Below are 21,284 nucleotides of genomic sequence, written 5' to 3'. Positions count from 1 at the left end.
GAAGGGCCTCCGGGGCCGGAAAGGGGTGGGGTGCGCCATGGCAGAGCTGATCTACTGGCGTGGTGCGGGGATTGTCGGGGGAGTGGGGCGGGACGGGGTGGGACAGCCAGGCGCGGATGGTCGGAGAGCGGTGGGTGGAGCGCCGCCCCAGGAGGCCGGAGGTGGCCGGGCGACTGCTCATGGAGACCCGCCTGATGCCATGGCTCGCGCCGCGGTTACCGTTGCCCGTCCCGTTACCCCACGTCCTGTGGCGGGAGCCCCTGGTCGTACGGCATGAGGTGATCGTCGGTGAGCCGCTCGAGACCTTCGACGCCGCCGGCGGCCGCGCCCTGGGCGCGTTCCTGCGCGCACTGCATGCGACCGATCCCGTGGAGGCCGTGCGGCGTGGTGCCCCGCCCGCGCGAGAAGCACTGCGGGAGCGGGCGGTCATGGTCGAGGACTTCGGCACGCGTGTCGTACCGCTCCTGCCGGGGGACCGGCGAGGCGCCGCCCGGTCGTTACTGGACGCCGTGGCCGCGCTGCCCGCCACCGCTCTGGTCCACGGCGATCTCGGGCCCGGACATGTGCTCGCGCGGGACGGCGTGGTGAGCGGTGTCATCGACTTCAGCGACGCGCACGTCGGCGACGCGGCGCTCGACCTGGCGTGGGCGCTCCACGGTGCCCCTCCGGTCTTCTCCAGGGCCGTGGCGGCGGAGTACGACGTCGCCGCCGAGGTCGTCGAAAGAGCACTGCTGTGGCACCGGCTCGGGCCATGGCACGAGGTCACGCATGGTCTCGGCATCGGCGACCCGGACACCGTGCGTAGCGGCCTGGACGGCCTCCTCGCCCGTCTCCCGGCCTGAGCAGGCCCCGGGCCCATCCTCCCGACGGGAGGACGCCTCGGGGGAGGTGGAACGCCCGGGGCTGCTGGGAAGAGGGGGTACCGATGTGCCGTTCGGCTGCCGCGCCCGTACGGCCGGTCGCGTAGATTTGCCTGGGCGGGCCGTCGGGCCGCCCAGAGGCAGGGGTGGCCGGACACAGGGGTGACTGCGCGATGGCGATCGGGGTTTACGTCGCGGCCGGCGACGCGAGGAGCAACAAGGGCACGATCGCCCTCGGCATGATCGAGCTCCTGACCCGCCAGGTCGGCACGGTGGGCGTGTTCCGGCCGGTGGTCCGGGCGGGCCGCGAGGACAGCCTGGTCAACACCGCGCGGAGCCGCTTCGCGATCGGCCTGTCCTACGACATGTGCACGGGCGTCACCTACGAGGACGTGCACGCCGACGAGGACCGCGCGGCCGGGGAGATCCTGGCCCGCTACCGGGCGCTGGCCGGGCGGTGCGACGCGGTCGTGGTGATCGGCACGGACTACACGGACGTGGGCGCGCCCACCGAGTTCACGTTCAACGCCCAGCTCGCCGCGAACCTCGGCACGCCGGTGATGAACGTGGTCACCGGTCTCGACCGCACGCCCGACGAGATCGCCACGGCGGTCGAGATGTCGCGCAAGGAGCTCGCCGAGCGGCACGCCACCGAGCTGGCCACGGTCGTCACGAGGGTGGCGCCCGCCCTGGTGGACGAGGTCGCCGCCCGCGTCCCCGCGTACGTGCTGCCGGAGGTGCGGCGGCTGTCCGCCCCGACGGTCAGCGACCTGATGGCCGCCTGCGACGGCGAGCTGTACCTGGGCGACGCCGCCCAGCTGGGCCGGGAGACGGGCGGCCTGATGATCGGCGCGATGTCGCTGCCGAACATCCTGGAGCGCCTCACCGAGGGCCTCGCGGTCGTCGTCCCGGCCGACCGGGCCGCCGCGCTGGTGCCTGGCCTGCTGGCCGCGCACAAGTCGCGCACGTTCCCCGCCCTGTCGGCCATCATCCTGAACGGCGGCCTCGAACTGCCCGACGCGGTCGTCCGCCTGCTGAAGGGCATGGACATCCGGCTGCCGATCATCACGACCCCGGGCGGCACGTTCGAGACCGCGACGAAGCTGTCGAAGGCCGAGGGGCGGTTCAGCCCCGACGCCCCCGGCAAGATCGACACGGCGCTCGGGGTGTTCGCCGAGCACGTCGACGCCGCGGCCCTGCTGCGCAGCCTGCGGGTCACCAAGGCCGCCGCGATCACCCCGCTGATGTTCGAGTACGACCTGCTGGACCGGGCCCGCGCCGACCGCAGGCACATCGTGCTGCCGGAGGGCGCCGAGCCTCGCATCCTGCGCGCGGCCGACAGCCTGCTGCGCCGGGGCGTCGCCGAGCTGACCCTGCTGGGCGACGAGCGGGAGATCCGGCTGGCGGCGAACACGATGGGCCTGGCCGTCGACGGCGCCCGGGTGGTGAGCCCCTTCGACCCCGAGCTGCGCGAGCTGTTCGCCGAGGAGTACGCCCGGCTGCGCGGGCACAAGGGCATCACCCTCGGGCAGGCCCGCGACATCGTGACCGACGTGTCCTACTTCGGCACGATGATGGTCCACCTCGGGCTGGCCGACGGCATGGTCTCGGGCGCCGCCCACACCACGGCGCACACGATCCGGCCGTCGTTCGAGATCATCAAGACGTCGCCGGGCGTCGGCGTCGTCTCCAGCGTCTTCTTCATGTGCCTCGCCGACCGGGTGCTCGTGTACGGCGACTGCGCCGTCGTGCCCGATCCGACGGCCGTCCAGCTCGCCGACATCGCGATCTCCTCGGCCGCCACCGCCGCCCGGTTCGGGGTCGATCCGCGCGTGGCCATGCTGTCGTACTCGACCGGCGAGTCCGGGGCCGGGCCCGAGGTGGACAAGGTGCGGGAGGCGACGGAGCGGGTCCGCGCGCTGCGGCCGGACCTGCCGGTGGAGGGGCCGATCCAGTACGACGCGGCGGCCGAGCCCAGCGTGGCGCGCACCAAGATGCCGGACAGCCAGGTGGCCGGGCGGGCGACGGTGTTCGTGGTGCCCGACCTCAACACGGGCAACAACCTCTACAAGGCCGTGCAGCGCAGCGCCGGCGCGGTCGCGATCGGCCCGGTGCTGCAGGGTCTGCGCAAGCCGGTCAACGACCTGTCGCGCGGGGCGACGGTCGGCGACATCGTCAACACCGTCGCGATCACGGCCATCCAGGCCCAGGTGCGGGAGGAGGCGCCGTGAGCGCGCGGGCGCGGGAGGAGAAGCGGTGAGCGCGCAGGCGCGAGGAGACGGGGTGGGCGGGCAGGTCCTGGTCCTCAACACGGGGTCGTCGTCCATCAAGTACCGCCTGATCGACATGGCGACCCGCACCGGTGTGGCCGGCGGGCTCGTCGAGCGCATCGGCGAGGACGAGAGCGCGCTCGTCCACGACGGCGTGCGGGTCGAGCGCAGGGTGGCCGACCACGAGGAGGGCCTGAAGGCCGTGCTCGCGGCGTTCGCGGAGCACGGGCCGTCGCTCGACGGGGTGACCGCGCTCGGGCACCGGGTCGTCCACGGCGGCAGCCGGTTCGTCACGCCCGTTCTTATCGACGACGCGGTCGAGCGGGCCATCGAGGAGATCGCGCCGCTGGCGCCGCTGCACAACCCGGCCAACCTGGAGGGCATCCGGGTCGCCCGGCGGGCCTTCCCCGGGCTGCCCCACGTCGCCGTGTTCGACACGGCCTTCCACGGGACGATCCCGCCACACGCCCACACCTACGCGGTCCCCCGCGAGTGGACCCGCAAGCTCGGCGTGCGCCGCTACGGCTTCCACGGCACCTCCACCGCGTACGTCTCGCGCCGGGCGGCGGCCCTGCTGGGACGGCCGTACGGCGAGGTGAACTCGATCGTGCTGCACCTCGGCAACGGCGCGAGCGCGACGGCCGTGCGGGGCGGGCGGAGCGTGGACACGTCGATGGGCATCACCCCTCTCGCCGGCCTGGTGATGGGCACCAGATCCGGCGACGTGGACCCGGCGCTGCCCGCCTACCTCGCCCGGGTCGCGGGGATGGGGCTCGGCGACGTCGACACGGCGCTGAACAAGGAGAGCGGCCTGCTCGGCATGTGCGGCGCCAACGACATGCGGGAGGTCTGGCGACTGGCCGACGCGGGCGACGAGGACGCCCGGCTCGCGCTCGACGTGTACGGCTACCGGGTGCGCGCCTACGTCGGCGCCTACTACGCGGCGCTCGGCCACGTCGACGCGGTCGTGTTCACGGGCGGCGTGGGGGAGAACAGCGCGCGGGTCCGCGCGCTGGCGACGGCCGGTCTCACGCGGCTCGGCATCGAGGTCGATCCCGCCCGCAACGCCGCCGAGTCGGCGGAGGCCAGGGCGATCTCCCCGGAGGGCGCCGAGGTGACGGTGCTGGTGGTGCCGACCAACGAGGAACTGGAGATCGCCGAGCAGACCGCGGCCTGCCTCGAAGAGGGGTGACGTCGGTGACCGTGGCCAAGGGCCCGGCTGGCTATCGTGGGCAGCGGATGGGGGTGAGCCGTGTGGCTACGGCTGAGAGCGGTCGGACGGGCGATGAAGAGGGAGAGTCGCGGGGCCTGCTGGACCGGGTGCGCGCGACTCCGGCGGGCCGGCTGACGCTGCGGATCGTCATCGGGGTGATCGGGACCGCCCTCGTCGTCGGCGGGCTGATCATGGTGCCGTTCCCGGGGCCGGGCTGGCTGGTGGTCTTCACCGGCCTCGCCGTGCTGGCCACCGAGTTCGCCTGGGCGAGCCGGGTGCTGGAGTTCGCCAAGCACTGGGTCAGGCGGGCGACGGACTGGCTCAAGCGGCAGAACTGGTTCGTCCGCATCGTGGCGGGCGCGCTGACCCTCGCCTGCGCGGCCGTGATCGTCTGGGTGTCGGTACGGCTGACCCTGGGCGTCGACCTGATCCAGAAGGCCCGCGAGCTGCTGAGCTGACCCTCATGCCGACCTGAGCCGTGCTCGCGAGCCCGCGGGCGACGGTCAGACGGTGGCCCGGGCCAGCCTCCGGATCGCCAGTTCGGCCAGCAGCGCGGCGCCGTCGGCCAGGATGGCGTCGTCGAACTCCGCCTCCGCCGAGTGGTTCGACGGGGCGGTGGCGAGGTCCCGTCCGGGCGGGCAGGCGCCGACCACGAGGAAGGCCCCCGGCACCTGCTCCAGCACGTACGAGAAGTCCTCCGAGCCGGTCGCGGGGGTGGGGAGCGGGAAGTACCGGTCCTCGCCGAGCGCCTCCCGCACCGTCCGCGCGGCGAACTCGGCCTCGGTGTCGTCGTTGACCGTGACCGGATAGCCGATGCCGAAGACGCAGTCGACGGTGAGCCCGTGCGCCTCGCCGATGCCGCGGGCCAGCCGTACGAGGCCCTCCTTGACCCGGTCCCGCGTGGCGGCCGAGAACGTCCTCACCGTGACCTCGAAGCGCGCCTCGTCCGGGATCACGTTGTCGGTGGTGCCGGCGTGGAAGCTCCCCACCGTCACCACGACCGGGTCGAACACGTCGTACGTCCGGGTCACGTGGGTCTGCAGGGCCGTCACGATCTCGCAGGCCGCGGGGATCGGATCGAGGGCGCGATGCGGGGCGGAGCCGTGCCCGCCCCTGCCGCGCACGGTCACGGTCAGCGTGTCGGCCGCGGCGAGCACGGGCCCGCCCTTGGTCAGGAACAGGCCGCGGGGGATCGTGGTCGAGAAGACGTGCATGCCGTACGCCGCGACGGGCCTGTCGCCCGCCGCGTCGAGCACCCCCTCCTCGATCATGAGTTTGGCGCCCTCCTCGCCCTCCTCGCCGGGCTGGAACATGAGCACCACGTCCCCTTCGAGGTCGGAGCGCCGGTCGGAGAGCAGGCGGGCCGCCCCCACGAGCATCGCCGTGTGCAGGTCGTGCCCGCAGGCGTGCATGCGGCCGTCGACGCGCGAGCGGTACGGCAGGTCCGTCTTCTCGTGCACCGGCAGTGCGTCCATGTCGGCGCGCAGCAGCACGGCCGGCCCCGGCCGCGAACCCCGCAGCACCGCGGTCACCGAGGTGAGCCGCTCCCCGGTCGTGATCTCCAGCGGAAGGCCGTCGAGCGCCGCGAGCACCCTCTCCTGGGTCCGGGGCAGGTCGAGCCCGATCTCGGGCTCCCGGTGCAGAGCACGGCGAAGTTCGACGAGATCGTCCTGAAGGGTCATGGGCCGCCGATCGCGCGAGAAGGGTCGATGTCGCCATCACATTAGAGCGCGGCCGGGTGGTCCAGGCAGGGGTTGTGCGACGGGTTGCGCGACGGGGTGTGCGACGCGTCCGCCCGCCGTCGCGACAGTTGCGAACGCACCTGGCCGCCCCCCGGTAGTTGCAGAGTTTCTTAATTCCCTATAATGGCAACAGTGTCCGCCGACGAGGAGGCGATGGCTGTGGGGCGTGGCCGGGCCAAGGCCAAGCAGGTGAAGGTCGCTCGTGCTTTGAAATACAGCGGTGGCGGCGATCTGGAGTCCCTGCGGCGGGAGCTGGGCGTCGACGCGACGCCTGCCGCACCCGCACGTACGGAGGCCGGCGACGGCGCGGGCCAGGCGGACCTGGACCGTGAAGGTGAGCCGCGCGCGTGAGTTCCTTCGAGGAGAGTCTCCGGCAGCGGCTGGCCGCGACGCGCCGGGCGCTGGCGGCGGCACAACGGGACGGCGATCACTTCGGCGTGCAGACGCACGCCTCGGAGGCGGAGGAACTGGAACGGCTGGGCGCCGCCCACGGAGTCGTCGTCACACCCGAACCGGCGGACGGGCCGGCGGTCGAGGGTGAGGCCGGGTGATGCCGGTCCCGCTCTACCAGGCCAAGGCCGAGCTGTTCAAGACGCTCGGCCATCCGCTGCGCATCCGGGTGCTGGAACTGCTGTGTGAGGGACCCAGGCAGGTCCGGGAACTGCTGGCCGCGATCGAGGTGGAGGCGCCGAATCTGTCGCAGCAGCTGGCGGTGCTGCGCCGGGCGGGGCTGGTCACCGCGCGGCGCGACGGGACGACCGTGGTCTACGAGCTGGCCGGAGCGGACGTGTCGGAGATGATGCGCGCGGCCCGCCGCATCCTCACGGAGCTGCTGGCCGACCAGTACGAGCTCCTCGCCGAGCTGGAACAGACGAGGTGAACCTCCGGGAAGTGCCGCGCCGCTTCGCGGATCTGCTGCCCGGACGGTCGGACTGGACCGCCGCGCGCCGCTCACCCGGCCGGGACCTGGTGGCCGGGCTGATCGTCGCGGTGGTGGCCCTGCCGCTGGCACTGGCGTTCGGCGTCTCCTCCGGGCTCGGCGCCCAAGCCGGCCTGGTGACCGCCATCGTCGCCGGAGCGCTCGCGGCCGTGTTCGGCGGCAGCAACCTGCAGGTGTCCGGCCCGACCGGCGCCATGACCGTCGTCCTCGTCCCCATCGTGCACGCCTACGGCTCCGGCGGAGTGCTGATGGTCGGCCTGATGGCCGGGCTGGTCCTCCTGGCCCTGGCCGCGCTGCGCGCGGGACGGTTCGCCCAGTTCCTGCCGACCTCGGTCGTCGAGGGCTTCACCGCCGGGATCGCCGTGGTCATCGCGCTGCAGCAGGTCCCCGCCGCGCTCGGCGTGACCGCCGGAGACGACGGGAAAGTGTGGCAGGTCGCGGCCGGAGCCGTGGCGCACTTCGCGGCCCATCCGACCTGGGCGGCGCCGCTCATGGCGCTGGCGGTGGCCGCGGTGATGCTGGGCGGCGCCCGGCTGCGGCCGGGTGTCCCGTTCTCCCTCCTCGGCGTCGCGGTCGCGACGCTGGCCGCTCAGGCGTTCTCGCTCGACGTCGCCCGGATCGGGGCACTGCCGGCCGGGCTGCCCGCCCCGTCGCTCGGTTTCCTCGATCCCGGCATGGTGGGAACGCTCCTGCCGTCCGCGCTCGCCGTGGCGGCGCTGGCGGCGCTGGAGAGCCTGCTGTGCGCCACCGTCGCCGACGCGATGAGCGTCGGCGAGAGACACGACCCCGACCGGGAGCTGTTCGGGCAGGGCATCGCCAACCTCGCGGCGCCCCTTCTCGGCGGCGTGCCGGCGACCGCCGCGATCGCCCGTACCGCCGTGAACGTGCGCGCGGGGGCCCGGTCCCGGCTGGCGGCGCTCACCCACGCCGCCGTCCTCGCCGGGATCGTGCTGGCCGCCGGCCCCCTGGTCGGCCGGATCCCGCTCGCGGCGCTCGCGGGGGTGCTGCTGGCCACGACCGTCCGCATGGTCGAGGTCGGCTCCCTGCGCGCGCTGGCCCTCTCGACGCGCGGCGACGCCGTCGTGCTCATCCTGACCTTCGTCGTGACCGTCGTGTTCGACCTCGTCACCGCGGTGGCCGTCGGTCTCGGCCTGGCCGTCGTGCTCGCGCTCCGCGCGGTCGCCCGGACCTCCCGGCTCGACCAGGTCCCGCTCGACGCCGGTGACCACAGCGCCGAGGAGCGGCGACTGCTGAGCGAGCACATCGTCGCCTACCGGTTCGACGGGCCGCTGTTCTTCGCCGCCGCCCACCGCTTCCTGCTCGAACTCTCCGAAGTCGCGGACGTCCGCGTGGTCATCCTGCGGATGTCACGGATCACCGCCCTGGACGCGACCGGCGCCCAGATCCTCGGCCACGCCATCGTCCGCATGGAACGCCGGGGTATCACCGTCCTGATCTCCGGCGTGAAACCCGGACACGGTCAGGTCCTGGCCGCCCTCGGCATCGCCGGTCACCTTCGGCGCGACGGTCTGATCTTCCCCGACACCCCCACCGCCATCGCTCACGCCCGCGGCCTTCTGCACGACCACGGGCTCCTCCCGGCCGCCGCGGAGACCGGCCGCGTGACCACCACGGCGGATCTCGGCGGTGGGGCCTGACGGGCGAGTGCGGCGGCGGACCCGGTGGTGCGGCGCACGACGGGTCAGAGGTAGAGGCCGGTGCCGTGGTCGGTCTGCTGCGTCGCCACGGCGTGCAGGTCCCGCTCGCGCAGCACCAGGTAGAGCTGGCCCTGCACCTCGACCTCGTACTGGTCCTCGGGGTTGAACAGGACCTTGTCGCCGGTCTTGACCGTGCGCGCGCCGACTCCCGCGCCGCACACCTCGCCCCACACCAGCCGGTTGGCCATCTTGACCGTGGCCGGGATGACGATGCCCGAGGTGCTGCGCCGTTCCTCGGACTCCCGCTCGACCCTGACCATCACGCGGTCGTGGAGCATCTGGATCTCGAACTTCGGGTCAGGCACCCTCGCAGTGTACGCGGAGGCCGCCCGGGCGCCGTCATCGGAGGCGGACGGGGGTCAGGCGCTCACGAGCGGCCCATGGCCAGGTCGTAGCCGGTCCCCGAGTGGCGGTAGACGCGGCCCTTGCCCCACTTCAGCACCTGGAAGCGCACATGGACGGTGTTGGAGGCGACGCCCGTCAGGTCGGCCATCATCTTCTCGGAGAGGTCGACGATCGCGGGGATGTCGTGCTGGGCGACGGCCCACTCGGCCGGGCCGAAGTCCTCGACCACCCCGACCGCGCTCTTCCCCCTGTACGTGATCTTCACTTTCGTGCCCAGGGGCCAGTAGGGGCTGGCGAGCGTCGCGTACCGCATGCGCTTGCCTGAGGCGGTGGAGGCGTCCCAGAAGGACGTGGCGGTCGCCTTGCCGGAGGGAAGGGCGGCGATCCGCTTCGCGTCCGCGGCGGCCGCGCGGAGGGCCGCGTTGAGCGCGGAGCCGATGGCGACCGGGTCCAGGACCGGGCGGGGCGCGTCGGCGGGGGAGAGCGACGCGGTGGGCGGAGCCTGAGGCGTCACCGCGGCCTGGGCGGCCGTGGTGGCCGTGCCGAGGAGAAGGGTGGTTCCGGCCAGGGCCGCGGTGACCGCCTGACGGGCTCGCTTGTGCATGGAGTTCCTTTCGGGTCGCTCGCGGCGCGGTCCTCTGGGGGGAGGGCCGCACGTCGTGGAGGGCTCCCGGCCGGGGGCCGGGTCCCCGTACGCGCGTCCGGGCAGCGCGACGCAGCCCCGGGACGGGGTGCGAGTGCCGATCGGGCGCGCGGCCCCTGGGGGAGGGGCGATACGAGTCACGCGAGTGGTGGGGCTTGCAAAAGCGTCAAACGTGATGTGAGGCACGAGTATATGGAAAGAGATAGTAAATAGGACAAAACGGAGTCACTGCTTGGTAGATCGTCCTTGACCGGGAGGCCCTGAGAGCGCTCTCATAGGCAGATTCCGGCAAAGCGAAGGCAAGGGGGCGTCATGGCGTTCGAGGGATTCACCTGGGTCAACGAGCCCGCCGAATGGTCGGGGAACGGGGAGGGGCTGCGGGCCGTCGCCGGCGCCCGGACCGACCTGTGGCAGAAGACGCATTACGGGTACTCGTTCGACACGGCGCACATGTTCGGCCGGGAGGTGGCCGGAGACCTCCGGCTGACGGTGACGTTCGGCGCGGACTACGCGGAGCAGTACGACCAGGCCGGGGCGGTGCTGCGGATCGACGAGGAGAACTGGATCAAGGCGGGGGTCGAGTTCGTCGACGGCGGCCACCAGCTCAGCGTGGTCGTCACGCGCGGCTTCTCCGACTGGTCCGTCACGCCCGCGCCCGCCGGCCTCGTCTCCGCGACGTTCGACTTCGAGCGCGCGGGCGACGCCGTGACGGTCCGGTACGGCGTGAACGGCGCGGAGCCGGAGCACATGCTGCGCCTCGCCTACTTCCCGCCGAAGACGCCCGCCCTCGCCGGGGTCATGTGCGCAGCTCCGAGCGGCGACGGGTTCGAGACCCGCTTCACCCGGGTGTCGCTGACGTCCTAGCCGGGGGCAGGACCAGTTCGGCGAAGATCGCACGGTGGTCGGTCACCGGCAGCCGGTGGACGCCGAACGCCCGCACGGCGACGCGCGGGTCCACCAGGACGTGGTCGATGGTCACGGGCGGCACCGGCAGACCCCTGAAGTCCCACTGCCGGTACGGCCAGGTCCCGGCCAGGCCGTCGCCGGTCGCGTCGGCCGCGTCCCGGTAGCCCGCGTCGAGCAGGCGCCGGACCCGGCTGTGGTCCAGCGTCGCGTTGAAGTCCCCGGAGAGGATCCGCACCTGCTCACCCGGCTCGGGAAGCGCGGCGAGCACGTCGGCCCAGCAGGTGAACCGGGACACGTAGCGCGGTGCGCACGGGTGCACGGACACGACGCCGACGGGCTCCGCGCCGGGCACCTCGACGCCGCCCTGAGCCTGCCGTGAGTCGCCGGGGCCGGTGAGCGTCTCCGGGCGCAGGGGGAACCGGGTGAACAGCCCGGACCCGCCCGAGCCCTCCCGCGCCCGCTCGTCCCCGTACGGCAGGAGCCGGGTCAGGCCCGCGCCCCGCAGGCCCTCCAGGGCCTCCGGGGTCAGCTCCTGCACGGTGAGCACGTCCGGGCGCAGCGCCCGCACGAGATCGACCAGCGCGGCGGGCGGCACCGAGCCCTTCAGCAGGTTGGCCGACAGCAGCCGCAGGACCGGCCCGCGCGCGGCCTGCCCGCCCGCCGCCCGCACGGCGGGGCCGGACCCGGCCCGATCCGGGCCGGACAGCGCACCGTTCGGGCCGGGGAGAGCACCGTTCGGATCGGAGAGAGCACGGGGCAGCACGCAGGCCACGAGCACGGCGGTGACCGCCACGCCCGCGACCAGCGCGGCCCGGCGCCGCGCGAGCAGCGCGACCACCGGCGCGGCGACCGAGGCGAGGGCGGCGTACGGCGTGAACGCGACGAGTTGCACCCAGCGGAAGTGGACGTCGCCCGGCACCAGCCGCAGCAGGGCCCACAGCGCGAACGGCGCGACCACGAGCCAGGCGAGCAGGCCGCGCAGGAGGTTCCGGCAGCCCGCCCCGCCACCGGCGGTCCGCTTCGTCATCCTCGGCCCCTTCGCCAAGCCGCTCGGAGTGATGATCCACCCTACGCGCCGGACACCTCGCTCCTCAGGTGTCCACACCGTGGCGGGCAGGCCGTACATTTTCGGCATGGATGTCGAAGCGAGGGTCCTGGACGCGATCGACGAGGCCGAGACCGTGGGCCTGCTGGCCGATCTGGTCCGGGTGCCGAGCGTCACCGGCAGCGACGCCGAGTCGGACCTGCAGGACAGGTGCGCCCGCATGCTGGCCGAATGGGGCCTCGACGTCGACATGTGGAAGCTCGACCTCGACGATCTCCGCTCCCGCGAGGGGTTCCCGGGGACGGAGGCGGAGCGCGCCGAGGGGTACGGCGTCGTCGGCGTCACCGAGGGCGAGGGCGTGCCCGCGCTGATCCTGCAGGGGCACGCCGACGTCGTGCCGATCGGCGACCCGGGCAAGTGGGAGGGGCAGGACCCCTTCGGCGCCCGCCTCACCGCGACCACCCTGCACGGCCGGGGCGCCTGCGACATGAAGGCCGGTCTCGCCGCCAGCCTCGCCGTCGTCCGCGCGCTGCGCCGGGCCGGCGTACGGCTCGCGCGCCCGCTGGCCGTCCACTGCGTCGTCAGCGAGGAGGACGGCGGTCTGGGCGCCTTCGCCACCCTGGCCAGGGGGCACACCGGCGAGGCGGCCGTGATCACCGAGCCGACGAGCGGCGCGCTGATCACCGCCACCGCCGGGGCCCTGACCTTCCGCCTGGAGGTCGCCGGCCGGGCCGCGCACGGCGCCACCCGCTACGAGGGCGTCAACGCCGTCGAGGCGTTCTGGCCGGTCCTGCGGGCCGTGCGGGAGCTGGAGCGGGAGCGGAACCGGGACCGCGACGCGCTGTTCGGCGGCAACCCCGTGCCGTACCCGATCGAGATCGGCACCGTGCGGGCCGGAGACTGGGCGAGCACGGTGCCCGACCTGCTCGTGGCCGAGGGACGGCTGGGCGTGCGGCTCGGCGAGGACCCCGCCGAGGCGCGGGCGGCCCTGGAGGCGGCGCTCGCCGCCCTCGACGACCCCTGGCTGCGCGACAATCCCGTGCGCGTCACCTGGCCTGGAGGGCAGTTCGCCAGCGGGCGGCTGCCCGACGGACATCCGCTGGCGGAGGAGACGGCCGCGGCCGTCGCCGACGCGACCGGCGCCGCGCCGTCCCGGACGGCCGCGCCGTACGGGAGCGACCTGCGCCTCTACGCGGCGGCGGGCGTGCCGACCCTGCACTACGGCCCGGGCGACGTCCGCTTCGCGCACGCCCCGCGCGAGCAGGTGGACCTGCGGGAGGTCCGCGACGTCACCCGCGCCCTGGCGCTGCTCGCCCTGCGCCGATGCGGCGTGCGCTGAGCAGGCGGCGGCCGGGTCGTCAGGCGTTGACGACGGAGGCGATCTCGTTGAGGGGGAACTCCAGGTAGTCGCCGGCCTCCTCGCACCAGGCGTCGAGCACGCCGCTGCGCAGCTCGCCGTGGCTGACCGTGGCGGTGACCCCGTCGGCGAGCGTGATGAGCGCCCGGACGTCGCGGTCCACCACGAAGCCCAGCAGCGACTGCTGGGCCGCGGGCAGCCGCGTCGCCATCCGCCCGATGACCGCCCACGTCTGGCGGGCGCGCGCCTCGCCGGCCGACGGCCCGCCGCTGACGATCAGCCGCCGGGCGTGCTCGCGCGGGTCGGGCGGGGGTTCCAGGAGGTGCGCGGGGGGATCGAGCTCGGCGACCCGCCCGCCGGGCAGGAGGATGAGCCGCCCGCCCTGCGGCTCCCGCCTGACCGTGATCTCGCCGGTGTCGTCCACCGGCACGGGGGCGTATCCCGCCTCGCGAAGGGCGGCCAGCGTGGCCTTGGCGGGCGCCGCGCCCGCGAGGACGGTCGGCGCCAGCAGCCGCAGGCCCAGCCTGCCCAGTTTCTGGTGCCCGGCGATCTCCGCGAGCAGCGCGGGATCGGAGCCCTGGATGATGCAGCCGACGGACGACACGGTGACCTCGCCGTGGCGCCGCGCCACGTCCCGGATCAGGTACGTCAGGGGCTGCGGGAGCGTCCCGGCCTCCGTCAGGCCGGCGATGAGCGTCTCCGCGGTGTCGCCGGCGTCCAGCGCCCGCCGTACGCTCGCGGGGCCGAAGCGCCACACCGACGCCGTGCCCTGCGACTCCCGGTCGGCCGCGCGGTCGAGCAGCGCGGCGAGCTCGACCGACGGCGGGCCGGTCACCACGGCGGTGAGGTCGGCGCCGAACAGCGCGGTCCGCTGGGCGCTCGCCATGGCGTGGGTGGCGGCCCCGGCGAGCCCGGGATCGTGCTCGACCTCCGGCACGCACTCGTGGCTCTCGTTCCCGGCCACGGCGGCCAGCGGGGCCAGCGCCCGGCCGAGGCCCGTGAGCATGTCGCACGCGGCGAGCCCGAGCAGGCGGGCCTCGTCGAGGACGGCCGCGGCGCAGTCGGCGAGCAGTTCCCGGTCGAGCAGCGGGGCCCGCCAGTGCACCCGCTGCACGAGCTCACGGAGCGTCGCGAAGGCCCTGCCCTCGGGGATCTCGGCGAGCGCGGCGAACAGGGCCCACCGGATCCGGGCGATCGTCTCGCCCGCCGGGTCGTCGCCGAGCGCGGCGGGCTGACGGCCGTCCACCCGGCGCAGCGACGAGCGCTCCATGCGCCACCAGCCCGCGAGCAGGACGCACAGCCGCGCGGGGGCCTCCTCCAGCCGCCACGCGTCGAACCCCGCCGTCACCGTCAGCCCGCCGGCCTCGTCGTCGACGGCGATCAGCCGGGCGACGGCGCAGACCTCCAGCAGCAGCCGGGTCTCGTCCTCCGCGCAGCCGATCTCCCTGGCCAGCCGCTTGATCTCCCGCACGCCGACCCCGCCGTTCTTCAGCAGCGGCAGCGTCGTCTTGTCGATGTTCTCCAGCAACGCCGCCGCCCGGTCGAGCACCCGCGGCGCGGCCAGGCACATCGCGTGCTCGACCGCGCCGGCGTCGGCGCCGGACGTGGCCAGGTCGGGCGGGTACGGCGTGAACGGCCCGCGGTAGTCGGGCCCGCGCAGGGCCAGCGCCACCTCGCGGGGCATCCCGGCCAGGTTCCACTGGGTGCGGAAGAGCAGCCCCCGGTCGAGCGCCCATTTCTCCGGGGTGCCGGGGGTGACGAAACGGTCGCCGTCGACGCTGCGCACGGGCCCGTCCCAGGCGAAGTCGTCGAGCATGCCGAGCGTGCCGTCCGGGGCGTCGTCGAGGAGCGCCCCCAGGCGCTCGGAGTCGCCGAGCAGCGCCGTGATCCGCGCGACCACCTGGCGCCTGCCGCCGTGCCCGGGCAGGTCGAGCATCCGGCACACCCGGCGCAGCGCCTCGGTGCTGAGCTTCCAGGAGTCGAGGTACGCCCCGAGCGGCTCGCCCAGGCCGCAGGGCGCGGTCCACCAGCGGGCCACGGCCTGGGCCAGGGTGATCCGCCCGTCCGCGCCCGGCCAGGCGACGGCGTGGTCGTAGAGGTGATCGAGCCAGGGGATGACCTCGGAGGTGCTCACCCCGAGGAAGCGGGCCAGTTCGTCCTCCGTCGGGTGGCCCCCGACGACCAGGCACGCCTGCAGGAGTTCGAGCGGGGGCAGGGGGAGGCCGCGCATGACCTCCATGACGGAGAAGGTGTCGGTCAGCCGGTGCGCGAGGGCGTCCATGCGCCGGGGCCACGGCGGTGCGATCGCGTCCGGCCGGTTGGCCAGGACGCGGGCGAGCCTGTCTTCGTCAAGACTGGTCAGCCAGCCGATTATGTGATCGTCCATCGTTGATCTCTCGGGAGTCCCAGGCAGACACCGTAGTGCAGATCACAGCCTCGGCGGGGTCCGCGCACCGGTGGACAGATCGCGCTCACGAATTCCGGGATCACGATATGTCTCCGCCGATCAGTGGGAAACGGGCGTGCTGTTGGGCCGCTCCGGCCCGATGTCTGCACATCATCGCCCGCCACGCCCACGCTTCGGGAGTGTTCCGGGGAATCCGGGCCGCCGGCCGGAGGGCGCTCCCATGCATTCCGGGCTGCACGGGAGCGCTCTTCGGCCGGCGGACCGCGATCGGCGACAGCAAGATCTAACGACGGAGTTAGGTTTTCGGAGGGCGCGCCGCCTTCCGTCCGTCTTCCCGGCTCCGGGCCGGGGCTCAGGCCGCGAGCACGGCCCATACCGCCTTGCCCTGCGGGACGAGGGGACACCAGCCCCAGCACGCGCTCAGCGACTCCACGATGTGCAGCCCCAGCCCCCCCGGCTCGAAAGGGGAGGGGTCCCGCAGCACCGGCGCGTTCGACCCGGGGTCGGTGATCGCGCACGCCACGTGCGGTCCCCGGCGGATCAGCGACAACCGGATGACCTCCCTCGGGCGGTCGCAGGTGAGCGTCATGCCGTGCCGCAGCGCGTTGGTGGCCAGTTCGGAGACGACCAGCTCCATCCCGTCGAGCAGGTCGGTCATCCCCCAGCCCGAGAGCGTCCCGGCGGCGAAGCTCCGTGCCGAGTGGACCGACTCCGCGCGGGGCGGGAGGACGAATGTGGCACTGGCGCTCGCCGAACCGGGCTGGAGGAGGCCGCGTGCGGGCTCCGGCCACCAGCCGATAGGCGGCCACCAGTCGAGCGCCGACCAGTGAATCTGGCCACGAGTCAGGTTCGTGGACTGCACGAGATCATGATGAGGGACACTCCCGTGCATGTGCAAGAGCGAATGCACGTGCAAGCGCGTTGTGCAGGCGCTACCGTTACCCCCGACACCACTGGGACGAAGGGGGCGATCTTTGACAGACTGTGAACCAGTCCACAAAGCGGAGGAATAGCACGTGTCCATAGATCCGCCCGGATCCGGTTCCACCGTTCGGCGAATCATGCTCGGCGCGAGCCTTCGACGCCTGCGGGAGGAGCGCGGACTGACCCGTGAGGTCGCCGGCTTCCACATCCGTGCCTCGGAGTCGAAGATCAGCCGGATGGAGCTCGGCAGGGTCGGGTTCAAGACACGTGACGTCGAAGACCTGCTCACGCTGTACGGCGTCCACGACGACGACGAACGGCGTGGCCTGCTGGAGATGGTCCGCGAGGCGAACACGCCCGGCTGGTGGCACAAGTACGGCGAGGTGCTGCCGAACTGGTTCGTCACCTACGTCGGCCTGGAGGAGGCCTCCAGCGTGATCCGCACCTACGAGGTGCAGTTCGTGCCCGGCCTGCTGCAGACGGCGAAGTACGCCCGGTCGGTGATCCAGCTCGGTCATCCGGACGCCACGGAGGACACGCTCGATCAACGCGTCAACCTGCGGCTCCAGCGGCAGGAGAGGCTCACGCGCAAGGACGGCCCCCGGCTGTGGGCCGTCATCGACGAGGCCGCGCTCAGGCGGCCCATCGGAGGGAGTGCGACGATGCGGGAACAGCTCCAGCACCTGCTGGAGGTGTCCACGCTGCCCAACATCACCCTGCAGGTGATGCCCCTTCGCTACGGGATGCACGCGGCTGAGGGAGGCGCGTTCACCATCCTCCGCTTCCCGGAGTCCGATCTTTCGGACGTGGTCTACGTCGAGCAGCTCTGGGGTGCGCTCTACCTGGACAAACGTGAGGACATCGATCCCTACCTCACGGCCATGGAGCAGCTGTGCGTGGAGAGCACCACGCCCGGCGGCACTGCCGAGATCCTCGGCGATCTTCTCAGAGAGACATGAATGCAGACATATAACGGGATGCCCGCAACCGACCTCTCCGGGGTCACCTGGCGGAAGAGCGCCCACAGCAACTCGACCGGCAACTGCGTGGAACTGGCCGAGCTTCCCGACGGCAGTGTGGCCGTACGGAACTCGCGTTATCCCGAGGGGCCGGCCCTCATCTACACGCGGGACGAGATCCGGGCACTGGTGCTCGGGGTCAAGGACGGCGAGTTCGACGGCCTTCTGGTGTAATCCTCTGTTCACTCGCTTCTCGCGGGCGTAACACCACAAGGCGGGCGCCGTAACAAGGATCCGGCACATTGGACCCCAGGAGAATCACAAGGGGGACCCTCGTGCTGGAGCAGATGACTCTTTACCCGGTGGCCGACGACGTGCTCTTCGCACCCGGCGGCCGCGTGGTTATCCGCACCTACGGCGTCGCCTCCCCGGCCGACCCGCAGGACGGGCGGCCCAGGGCGGTCGCGTACCGGACGTGGGTCACCGGGGTGCGGGAGCAGCCCAGGTACTGGCGGTGGGGGCACTTCGAGGACGCCCGCCACGGCCACCGCAAGGTCCTTGAGTGGCTGACCGGCCGAGGGCCGCAGCCTCAGCCGGTCGCGCAAAGCTGATTTCAGAGCTGATTCAGAGCTGGTCCGAAGCTGATTCAGGGCTGAACGGGCCGGCTCAGGCGGGGGCGTTCCAGCGGAGCAGGACCGGCTCGTCGCCGTGCTCGTGGCCCAGCACCGAGTACGTCCCGGTGTCGAGGCGGAGGTACCTGCCGTGGGCGGGCGGCAGGCCGAGCCAGCGGGCCGCGAGCACGCGCAGGATGTGCGCGTGCGCGACGACCAGCACGTCGCCGTCCGTGGAGCGGATCCGGGCCAGGACCTTGTCCGCCCGCTCCCCGACGCGCTCCACGGTCTCGCCCGGGTGGCCCTCGTCACCCGGGACGACGCCGTCCCGCCAGACGTACCAGCCCGGGTGCGACTCCCGGATGGCGGCGGTGGTCACGCCCTCGTAGCCGCCGTAGTCCCACTCCCACAGGTCCGGGTCGACCTCGTACGACCCGGCGCCGGCCAGTTCGGCCGTACGCCTGGCCCGGCGGGCGGGGCTGACGAGGACCTGGGCGAACGACCGGCCCGCCACCAGGCGGGACAGGGCGCGCGCCTGCTCCTCGCCGTGCGGGGTGAGCGGGACGTCGGTGCGGCCCGTGTGCCGCCCGGCCTTGCTCCACTCGGTCTCGCCGTGTCTCAGCAGGATGACGTTCATGGGCTCCCACTCTTGCCGATGCGGCGCAGGCCAAGCGCACCGCCCCCGCCGAAAGGTGGGCCGCCGGGGTCCGAGGCCGCTGTCCGGCAGCCGATGCACGTGCATACGACCTTCTCGCCGCCGACGGCTCACGCGTGAACCTTTCACGCGTGGCGCCGGACGTGTCCCCCGGTGTCACAGGCATGAGCGCGTGGTGCGGCGGGGAAACGGACAGACTTAGCCGAGCGGATCCAAACAAGTCAAGGATGGTGGCGACGTCCGCGCTCTGCCAGGATTGCGCCGTGTCTGCCGGTCGGTCGCCCCTGCGCGCCTTACGCGCCGCGGTGTTCGCGGTGGCGTGCGTGCTGGTCTCGGCCGCGCTGCACGTACTGGCCGGAGGCGCTCCCGTGCGTGCGGGCGCCCTCGTCGCCGCGCTGGCGCTGACCTGGCTGGGCGCGTTCCTGCTCGCGGGCCGCCGGCGTGGCATGGACGTCCTGCTGGGCGCGTGCTTCGCCGCGCAGTACGGCCTGCACCACCTGTTCACCCTCGGCGCCGCGCACGAGTCGCCGCCCAGGTGGACGGGGGAGCACGGCACCGGGCTGGGCATGCTGCTGATCCACGCCGCGACGGCGGTCCTGTCCGCCTGGGCCCTCGAACGCGGCGAGTCGGCGCTGGACGTGATCGTGCACCTGGCCGTCACGCCCGTGCGCCGGCTGTGGGCGATGGCCGTCGTCCTCGCGGGCCCGCCGGCCGGCGTCGCCCCGATCCCCGCGGGGGTCCTGGGGCGGTTCTCCCTTCCGCTCCCGCGCCGGGCCGACTTCGCCGTGGTCGTCGCCCGGCGCGGTCCGCCTCCCGTCTTCTCCGTTCTCTGATCCGGGCTCGCCCCCTCCGGGGGCGGCGGCTGTCACCATGCCGCACGCCCGTTCCCGGCCGCCTGGACCGCGCCCCGCGCGGCCGCGGCTCGTGTCCGGCACGCACGCCCCGCCGCGCGTGGCCCGGGTGACGCCTCGCCGCGCCGCCGCCCACCCGCGGTGACGCCTCGCGGGCTCGGAACGCTCTCGCAGGGCCTGGAGCCGCCGGCCGGAGCCCCGCTCCGGCCCGATCCGCCGTGCGACGCGTCCACCCGGGTTCCGCTCGTGAAGGGCGGCGCTCGCCGGACACTTCCCCCCTGCCCTGGTGAGGCGTGCCCGCGGGCGCGCGCTCACGGCCGAACGGAGAGACCCCCCATGACCTCGACCGCCGACGTTCATCCCGTCGTCGATCCCCCACGCCCTCCTCGCGGCAGAAGCGCGACCTGGGCGGCGCTGCGCCCGCTCGTGGTCCGCCTGCACTTCTACGCCGGGATCCTCATCGCCCCCTTCCTGCTCGTCGCGGCCGCCACGGGCCTGCTGTACGCCGCCTCCTTCCAGATCGAGAACGTCGTCTACCGGCACGAGCTGACCGCGCCCGTCAGCCAGGTCACCGTCCCCCTCAGTGAGCAGGTCGCCGCGGCCCGCCGGGCGCTGCCTGAGGGGAAGGTCGCCGCGGTGCGTCCCGCGGCCGAGCCAGGCCTGACGACCCGAGTGCTGTTCGATGTGCCGGGCCTGCCGGAGAGCACCCGGATGGCGGTCTTCGTCGACCCCGGGACGGGTCAGGTGCGCGGCGCCCTGGAGAGCTACGGCGGCTCCGGGGCGCTGCCCGTGCGCGCCTGGATCTCCGACCTGCATCGCCGCCTGCACCTCGGTGAGCCCGGCCGGATCTACAGCGAGTTGGCCGCCAGCTGGCTGTGGGTGGTCGCCCTCGGCGGGCTCGCGCTGTGGCTGACCCGGCGCCGCCGCGACGGCCGCCGCCTGCGCGGCCTGTTCACCCCGGACCGCGCCGCGACCGGGTCGCGCCGCACGCTGTCCTGGCACGGCTCGGTGGGCCTGTGGGCGCTGCTGGGCCTGCTGTTCCTGTCCGTCACCGGCCTGACCTGGTCGAAGTACGCCGGGGACAACATCGCCGGGCTGCGTACGGCGTTCGGCTGGGAGACTCCCACGATCGACACCGATCTCGGTGCGCACGCCGGGCACTCGGGGCACGCCGGGCACGCCGCGAGCGGCGGGCAGGCCGGCGACACCCCGGACGTGGGGATCGACCAGATCACGCGGGCGGCGGCGAGCTGGCGGCTGTCCGGCCCGCTGGAGGTCGTCCTGCCGGGCGAGCCCGGGGACGCGTACGTTGTTAAGGAGATCCGCAAGACCGTCCCCACGCGCCTGGACCAGCTGGCGTTCGACCCGGCGACCGGGCGGTTCGTGGGCGAGCTGCGGTTCGCGGACTACCCGCTGGCCGCGAAGCTCACCGAGTGGGGCATCGACGCGCACATGGGGCTGCTCTTCGGCCTGGCCAACCAGATCGTCCTGGCCGCGATCGCCGCCGGGCTCATCACGCTGATCGTGCTGGGCTACCGCATGTGGTGGCGCCGCCGCCCGACCCGCGGCTTCGGCCGGCCCCACCCCCGGGGCGGCGTGCGGGGTCTGCACTGGGGGCTCTTGGTGCCGCTGGCCCTGCTCACCGCCGTGGCCGGCTACTACCTGCCCCTGATGGGCATCTCCCTGGCCGTGTTCCTGGTGATCGACGTCCTGCTCGGGCTCCGCGCCAGGCGGGCGGGCTGACGCCCGAAGCTGGCGTACGGCGTCGGTCCGGGCCGGTCCGCCTGCAGGGGGCCGGCCCGGGCGACGCCGCGCCTCGCCACGGCCCGCGTCCGCAG

At 73.5% G+C, this 21,284-nt stretch carries 22 protein-coding genes; 15 read left to right on the top strand and 7 right to left on the bottom strand.

What is annotated here, in order from left to right; genetic code table 11:
• Positions 1-59 precede the first annotated feature (59 nt).
• From FED44_RS17285 to FED44_RS17270, 4 genes are all read left to right on the top strand, one after another.
• Positions 60-842, top strand: a complete 783-nt coding sequence (locus FED44_RS17285) for a phosphotransferase (RefSeq protein ID WP_464515799.1) — start codon at positions 60-62, stop codon at positions 840-842.
• Between the two features lie 191 nt (positions 843-1,033).
• Positions 1,034-3,091: a phosphate acetyltransferase gene (gene pta, locus FED44_RS17280; RefSeq protein WP_111700021.1), complete on the top strand. Its 2,058-nt coding sequence runs from the start codon at positions 1,034-1,036 to the stop codon at positions 3,089-3,091.
• 25 nt (positions 3,092-3,116) lie between these two features.
• Positions 3,117-4,322 carry an acetate/propionate family kinase gene (locus tag FED44_RS17275; RefSeq protein WP_279633881.1) on the top strand — a complete coding sequence of 402 codons (1,206 nt, stop codon included), beginning with the start codon at positions 3,117-3,119 and terminating at the stop codon, positions 4,320-4,322.
• 62 nt (positions 4,323-4,384) lie between these two features.
• Entirely contained in the window at positions 4,385-4,801 is a 417-nt protein-coding gene (locus FED44_RS17270) for a TIGR02611 family protein (protein ID WP_244302021.1), read from the top strand.
• Positions 4,802-4,846: 45 nt separating this feature from the next.
• Here FED44_RS17270 and FED44_RS17265 read toward each other — a convergent pair whose 3' ends face one another.
• Entirely contained in the window at positions 4,847-6,025 is a 1,179-nt protein-coding gene (locus tag FED44_RS17265; RefSeq protein ID WP_111700023.1) for a M20 metallopeptidase family protein, read from the bottom strand.
• 192 nt (positions 6,026-6,217) lie between these two features.
• On the opposite strand from FED44_RS17265, the gene FED44_RS17260 reads away from it, so the two are divergent.
• The 4 genes from FED44_RS17260 to FED44_RS17245 are packed head-to-tail and all read left to right on the top strand — an operon-like array spanning position 6,218 to position 8,683.
• Positions 6,218-6,436, top strand: coding sequence for a DUF3073 family protein (locus FED44_RS17260; RefSeq protein ID WP_396699289.1), 219 nt, complete (start codon positions 6,218-6,220; stop codon positions 6,434-6,436).
• Positions 6,433-6,636, top strand: a complete 204-nt coding sequence (locus tag FED44_RS17255) for a hypothetical protein (protein ID WP_138461296.1) — start codon at positions 6,433-6,435, stop codon at positions 6,634-6,636. The genes FED44_RS17260 and FED44_RS17255 overlap by 4 nt, the downstream gene beginning before the upstream one ends.
• Positions 6,636-6,965: an ArsR/SmtB family transcription factor gene (locus FED44_RS17250; protein WP_111700025.1), complete on the top strand. Its 330-nt coding sequence runs from the start codon at positions 6,636-6,638 to the stop codon at positions 6,963-6,965. The genes FED44_RS17255 and FED44_RS17250 overlap by 1 nt, the downstream gene beginning before the upstream one ends.
• Positions 6,962-8,683, top strand: coding sequence for a SulP family inorganic anion transporter (locus tag FED44_RS17245; RefSeq protein ID WP_138461295.1), 1,722 nt, complete (start codon positions 6,962-6,964; stop codon positions 8,681-8,683). The genes FED44_RS17250 and FED44_RS17245 overlap by 4 nt, the downstream gene beginning before the upstream one ends.
• Before the next feature lie 44 nt (positions 8,684-8,727).
• Here the strand turns inward: FED44_RS17245 and FED44_RS17240 are convergent, their stop codons facing one another.
• On the bottom strand, positions 8,728-9,048 hold the full coding sequence (locus tag FED44_RS17240) for a GroES family chaperonin (RefSeq protein WP_111700027.1): 321 nt from the start codon (positions 9,046-9,048) through the stop codon (positions 8,728-8,730).
• Between the two features lie 62 nt (positions 9,049-9,110).
• Positions 9,111-9,692: an RlpA-like double-psi beta-barrel domain-containing protein gene (locus FED44_RS17235; protein WP_138461294.1), complete on the bottom strand. Its 582-nt coding sequence runs from the start codon at positions 9,690-9,692 to the stop codon at positions 9,111-9,113.
• Between the two features lie 351 nt (positions 9,693-10,043).
• Between FED44_RS17235 and FED44_RS17230 the strand changes: the two genes are divergently transcribed.
• Positions 10,044-10,595, top strand: a complete 552-nt coding sequence (locus FED44_RS17230) for a DUF1349 domain-containing protein (protein WP_138461293.1) — start codon at positions 10,044-10,046, stop codon at positions 10,593-10,595.
• On the opposite strand, the gene FED44_RS17225 is transcribed toward FED44_RS17230, so the two are convergent.
• Positions 10,570-11,664: an endonuclease/exonuclease/phosphatase family protein gene (locus FED44_RS17225; protein ID WP_138461292.1), complete on the bottom strand. Its 1,095-nt coding sequence runs from the start codon at positions 11,662-11,664 to the stop codon at positions 10,570-10,572. The genes FED44_RS17230 and FED44_RS17225 overlap by 26 nt on opposite strands.
• A gap of 106 nt (positions 11,665-11,770) precedes the next feature.
• Between FED44_RS17225 and FED44_RS17220 the strand changes: the two genes are divergently transcribed.
• Positions 11,771-13,021 carry an ArgE/DapE family deacylase gene (locus FED44_RS17220; RefSeq protein ID WP_138461291.1) on the top strand — a complete coding sequence of 417 codons (1,251 nt, stop codon included), beginning with the start codon at positions 11,771-11,773 and terminating at the stop codon, positions 13,019-13,021.
• Between the two features lie 19 nt (positions 13,022-13,040).
• On the opposite strand, the gene FED44_RS17215 is transcribed toward FED44_RS17220, so the two are convergent.
• Together FED44_RS17215 and FED44_RS17210 are read right to left on the bottom strand one after the other, a co-directional pair.
• Positions 13,041-15,425, bottom strand: a complete 2,385-nt coding sequence (locus FED44_RS17215; RefSeq protein WP_138461290.1) for a helicase-associated domain-containing protein — start codon at positions 15,423-15,425, stop codon at positions 13,041-13,043.
• A gap of 373 nt (positions 15,426-15,798) precedes the next feature.
• A complete protein-coding gene (locus FED44_RS17210) occupies positions 15,799-16,308 on the bottom strand; it encodes an ATP-binding protein (protein WP_244302019.1) in 510 nt (169 codons plus the stop codon).
• A 199-nt stretch (positions 16,309-16,507) separates the two neighbouring features.
• On the opposite strand from FED44_RS17210, the gene FED44_RS17205 reads away from it, so the two are divergent.
• From FED44_RS17205 to FED44_RS17195, 3 genes are all read left to right on the top strand, one after another.
• On the top strand, positions 16,508-17,329 hold the full coding sequence (locus FED44_RS17205) for a helix-turn-helix domain-containing protein (protein WP_208759029.1): 822 nt from the start codon (positions 16,508-16,510) through the stop codon (positions 17,327-17,329).
• Positions 17,330-17,563, top strand: a complete 234-nt coding sequence (locus tag FED44_RS17200; protein WP_111700033.1) for a DUF397 domain-containing protein — start codon at positions 17,330-17,332, stop codon at positions 17,561-17,563. It begins immediately after the preceding gene.
• Positions 17,564-17,664: 101 nt separating this feature from the next.
• Positions 17,665-17,940: a hypothetical protein gene (locus tag FED44_RS17195; RefSeq protein ID WP_111700034.1), complete on the top strand. Its 276-nt coding sequence runs from the start codon at positions 17,665-17,667 to the stop codon at positions 17,938-17,940.
• Positions 17,941-17,995: 55 nt separating this feature from the next.
• Here the strand turns inward: FED44_RS17195 and FED44_RS17190 are convergent, their stop codons facing one another.
• Positions 17,996-18,577 (bottom strand): histidine phosphatase family protein, encoded by a 582-nt coding sequence (locus FED44_RS17190; RefSeq protein WP_111700035.1) that lies wholly within the window; start codon positions 18,575-18,577, stop codon positions 17,996-17,998.
• A gap of 281 nt (positions 18,578-18,858) precedes the next feature.
• Here FED44_RS17190 and FED44_RS17185 point away from each other — a divergent pair, with 281 nt between their 5' ends.
• Both FED44_RS17185 and FED44_RS17180 read left to right on the top strand, forming a co-directional pair.
• Entirely contained in the window at positions 18,859-19,428 is a 570-nt protein-coding gene (locus tag FED44_RS17185) for a hypothetical protein (RefSeq protein ID WP_117408106.1), read from the top strand.
• A gap of 354 nt (positions 19,429-19,782) precedes the next feature.
• Positions 19,783-21,189: a PepSY-associated TM helix domain-containing protein gene (locus FED44_RS17180; RefSeq protein ID WP_138461289.1), complete on the top strand. Its 1,407-nt coding sequence runs from the start codon at positions 19,783-19,785 to the stop codon at positions 21,187-21,189.
• Positions 21,190-21,284: the final 95 nt, after the last annotated feature.

This window comes from Microbispora triticiradicis (assembly GCF_005864065.1).
Taxonomy (GTDB): domain Bacteria; phylum Actinomycetota; class Actinomycetes; order Streptosporangiales; family Streptosporangiaceae; genus Microbispora; species Microbispora triticiradicis.
This window is presented reverse-complemented; position numbering and strand designations above follow the sequence as displayed.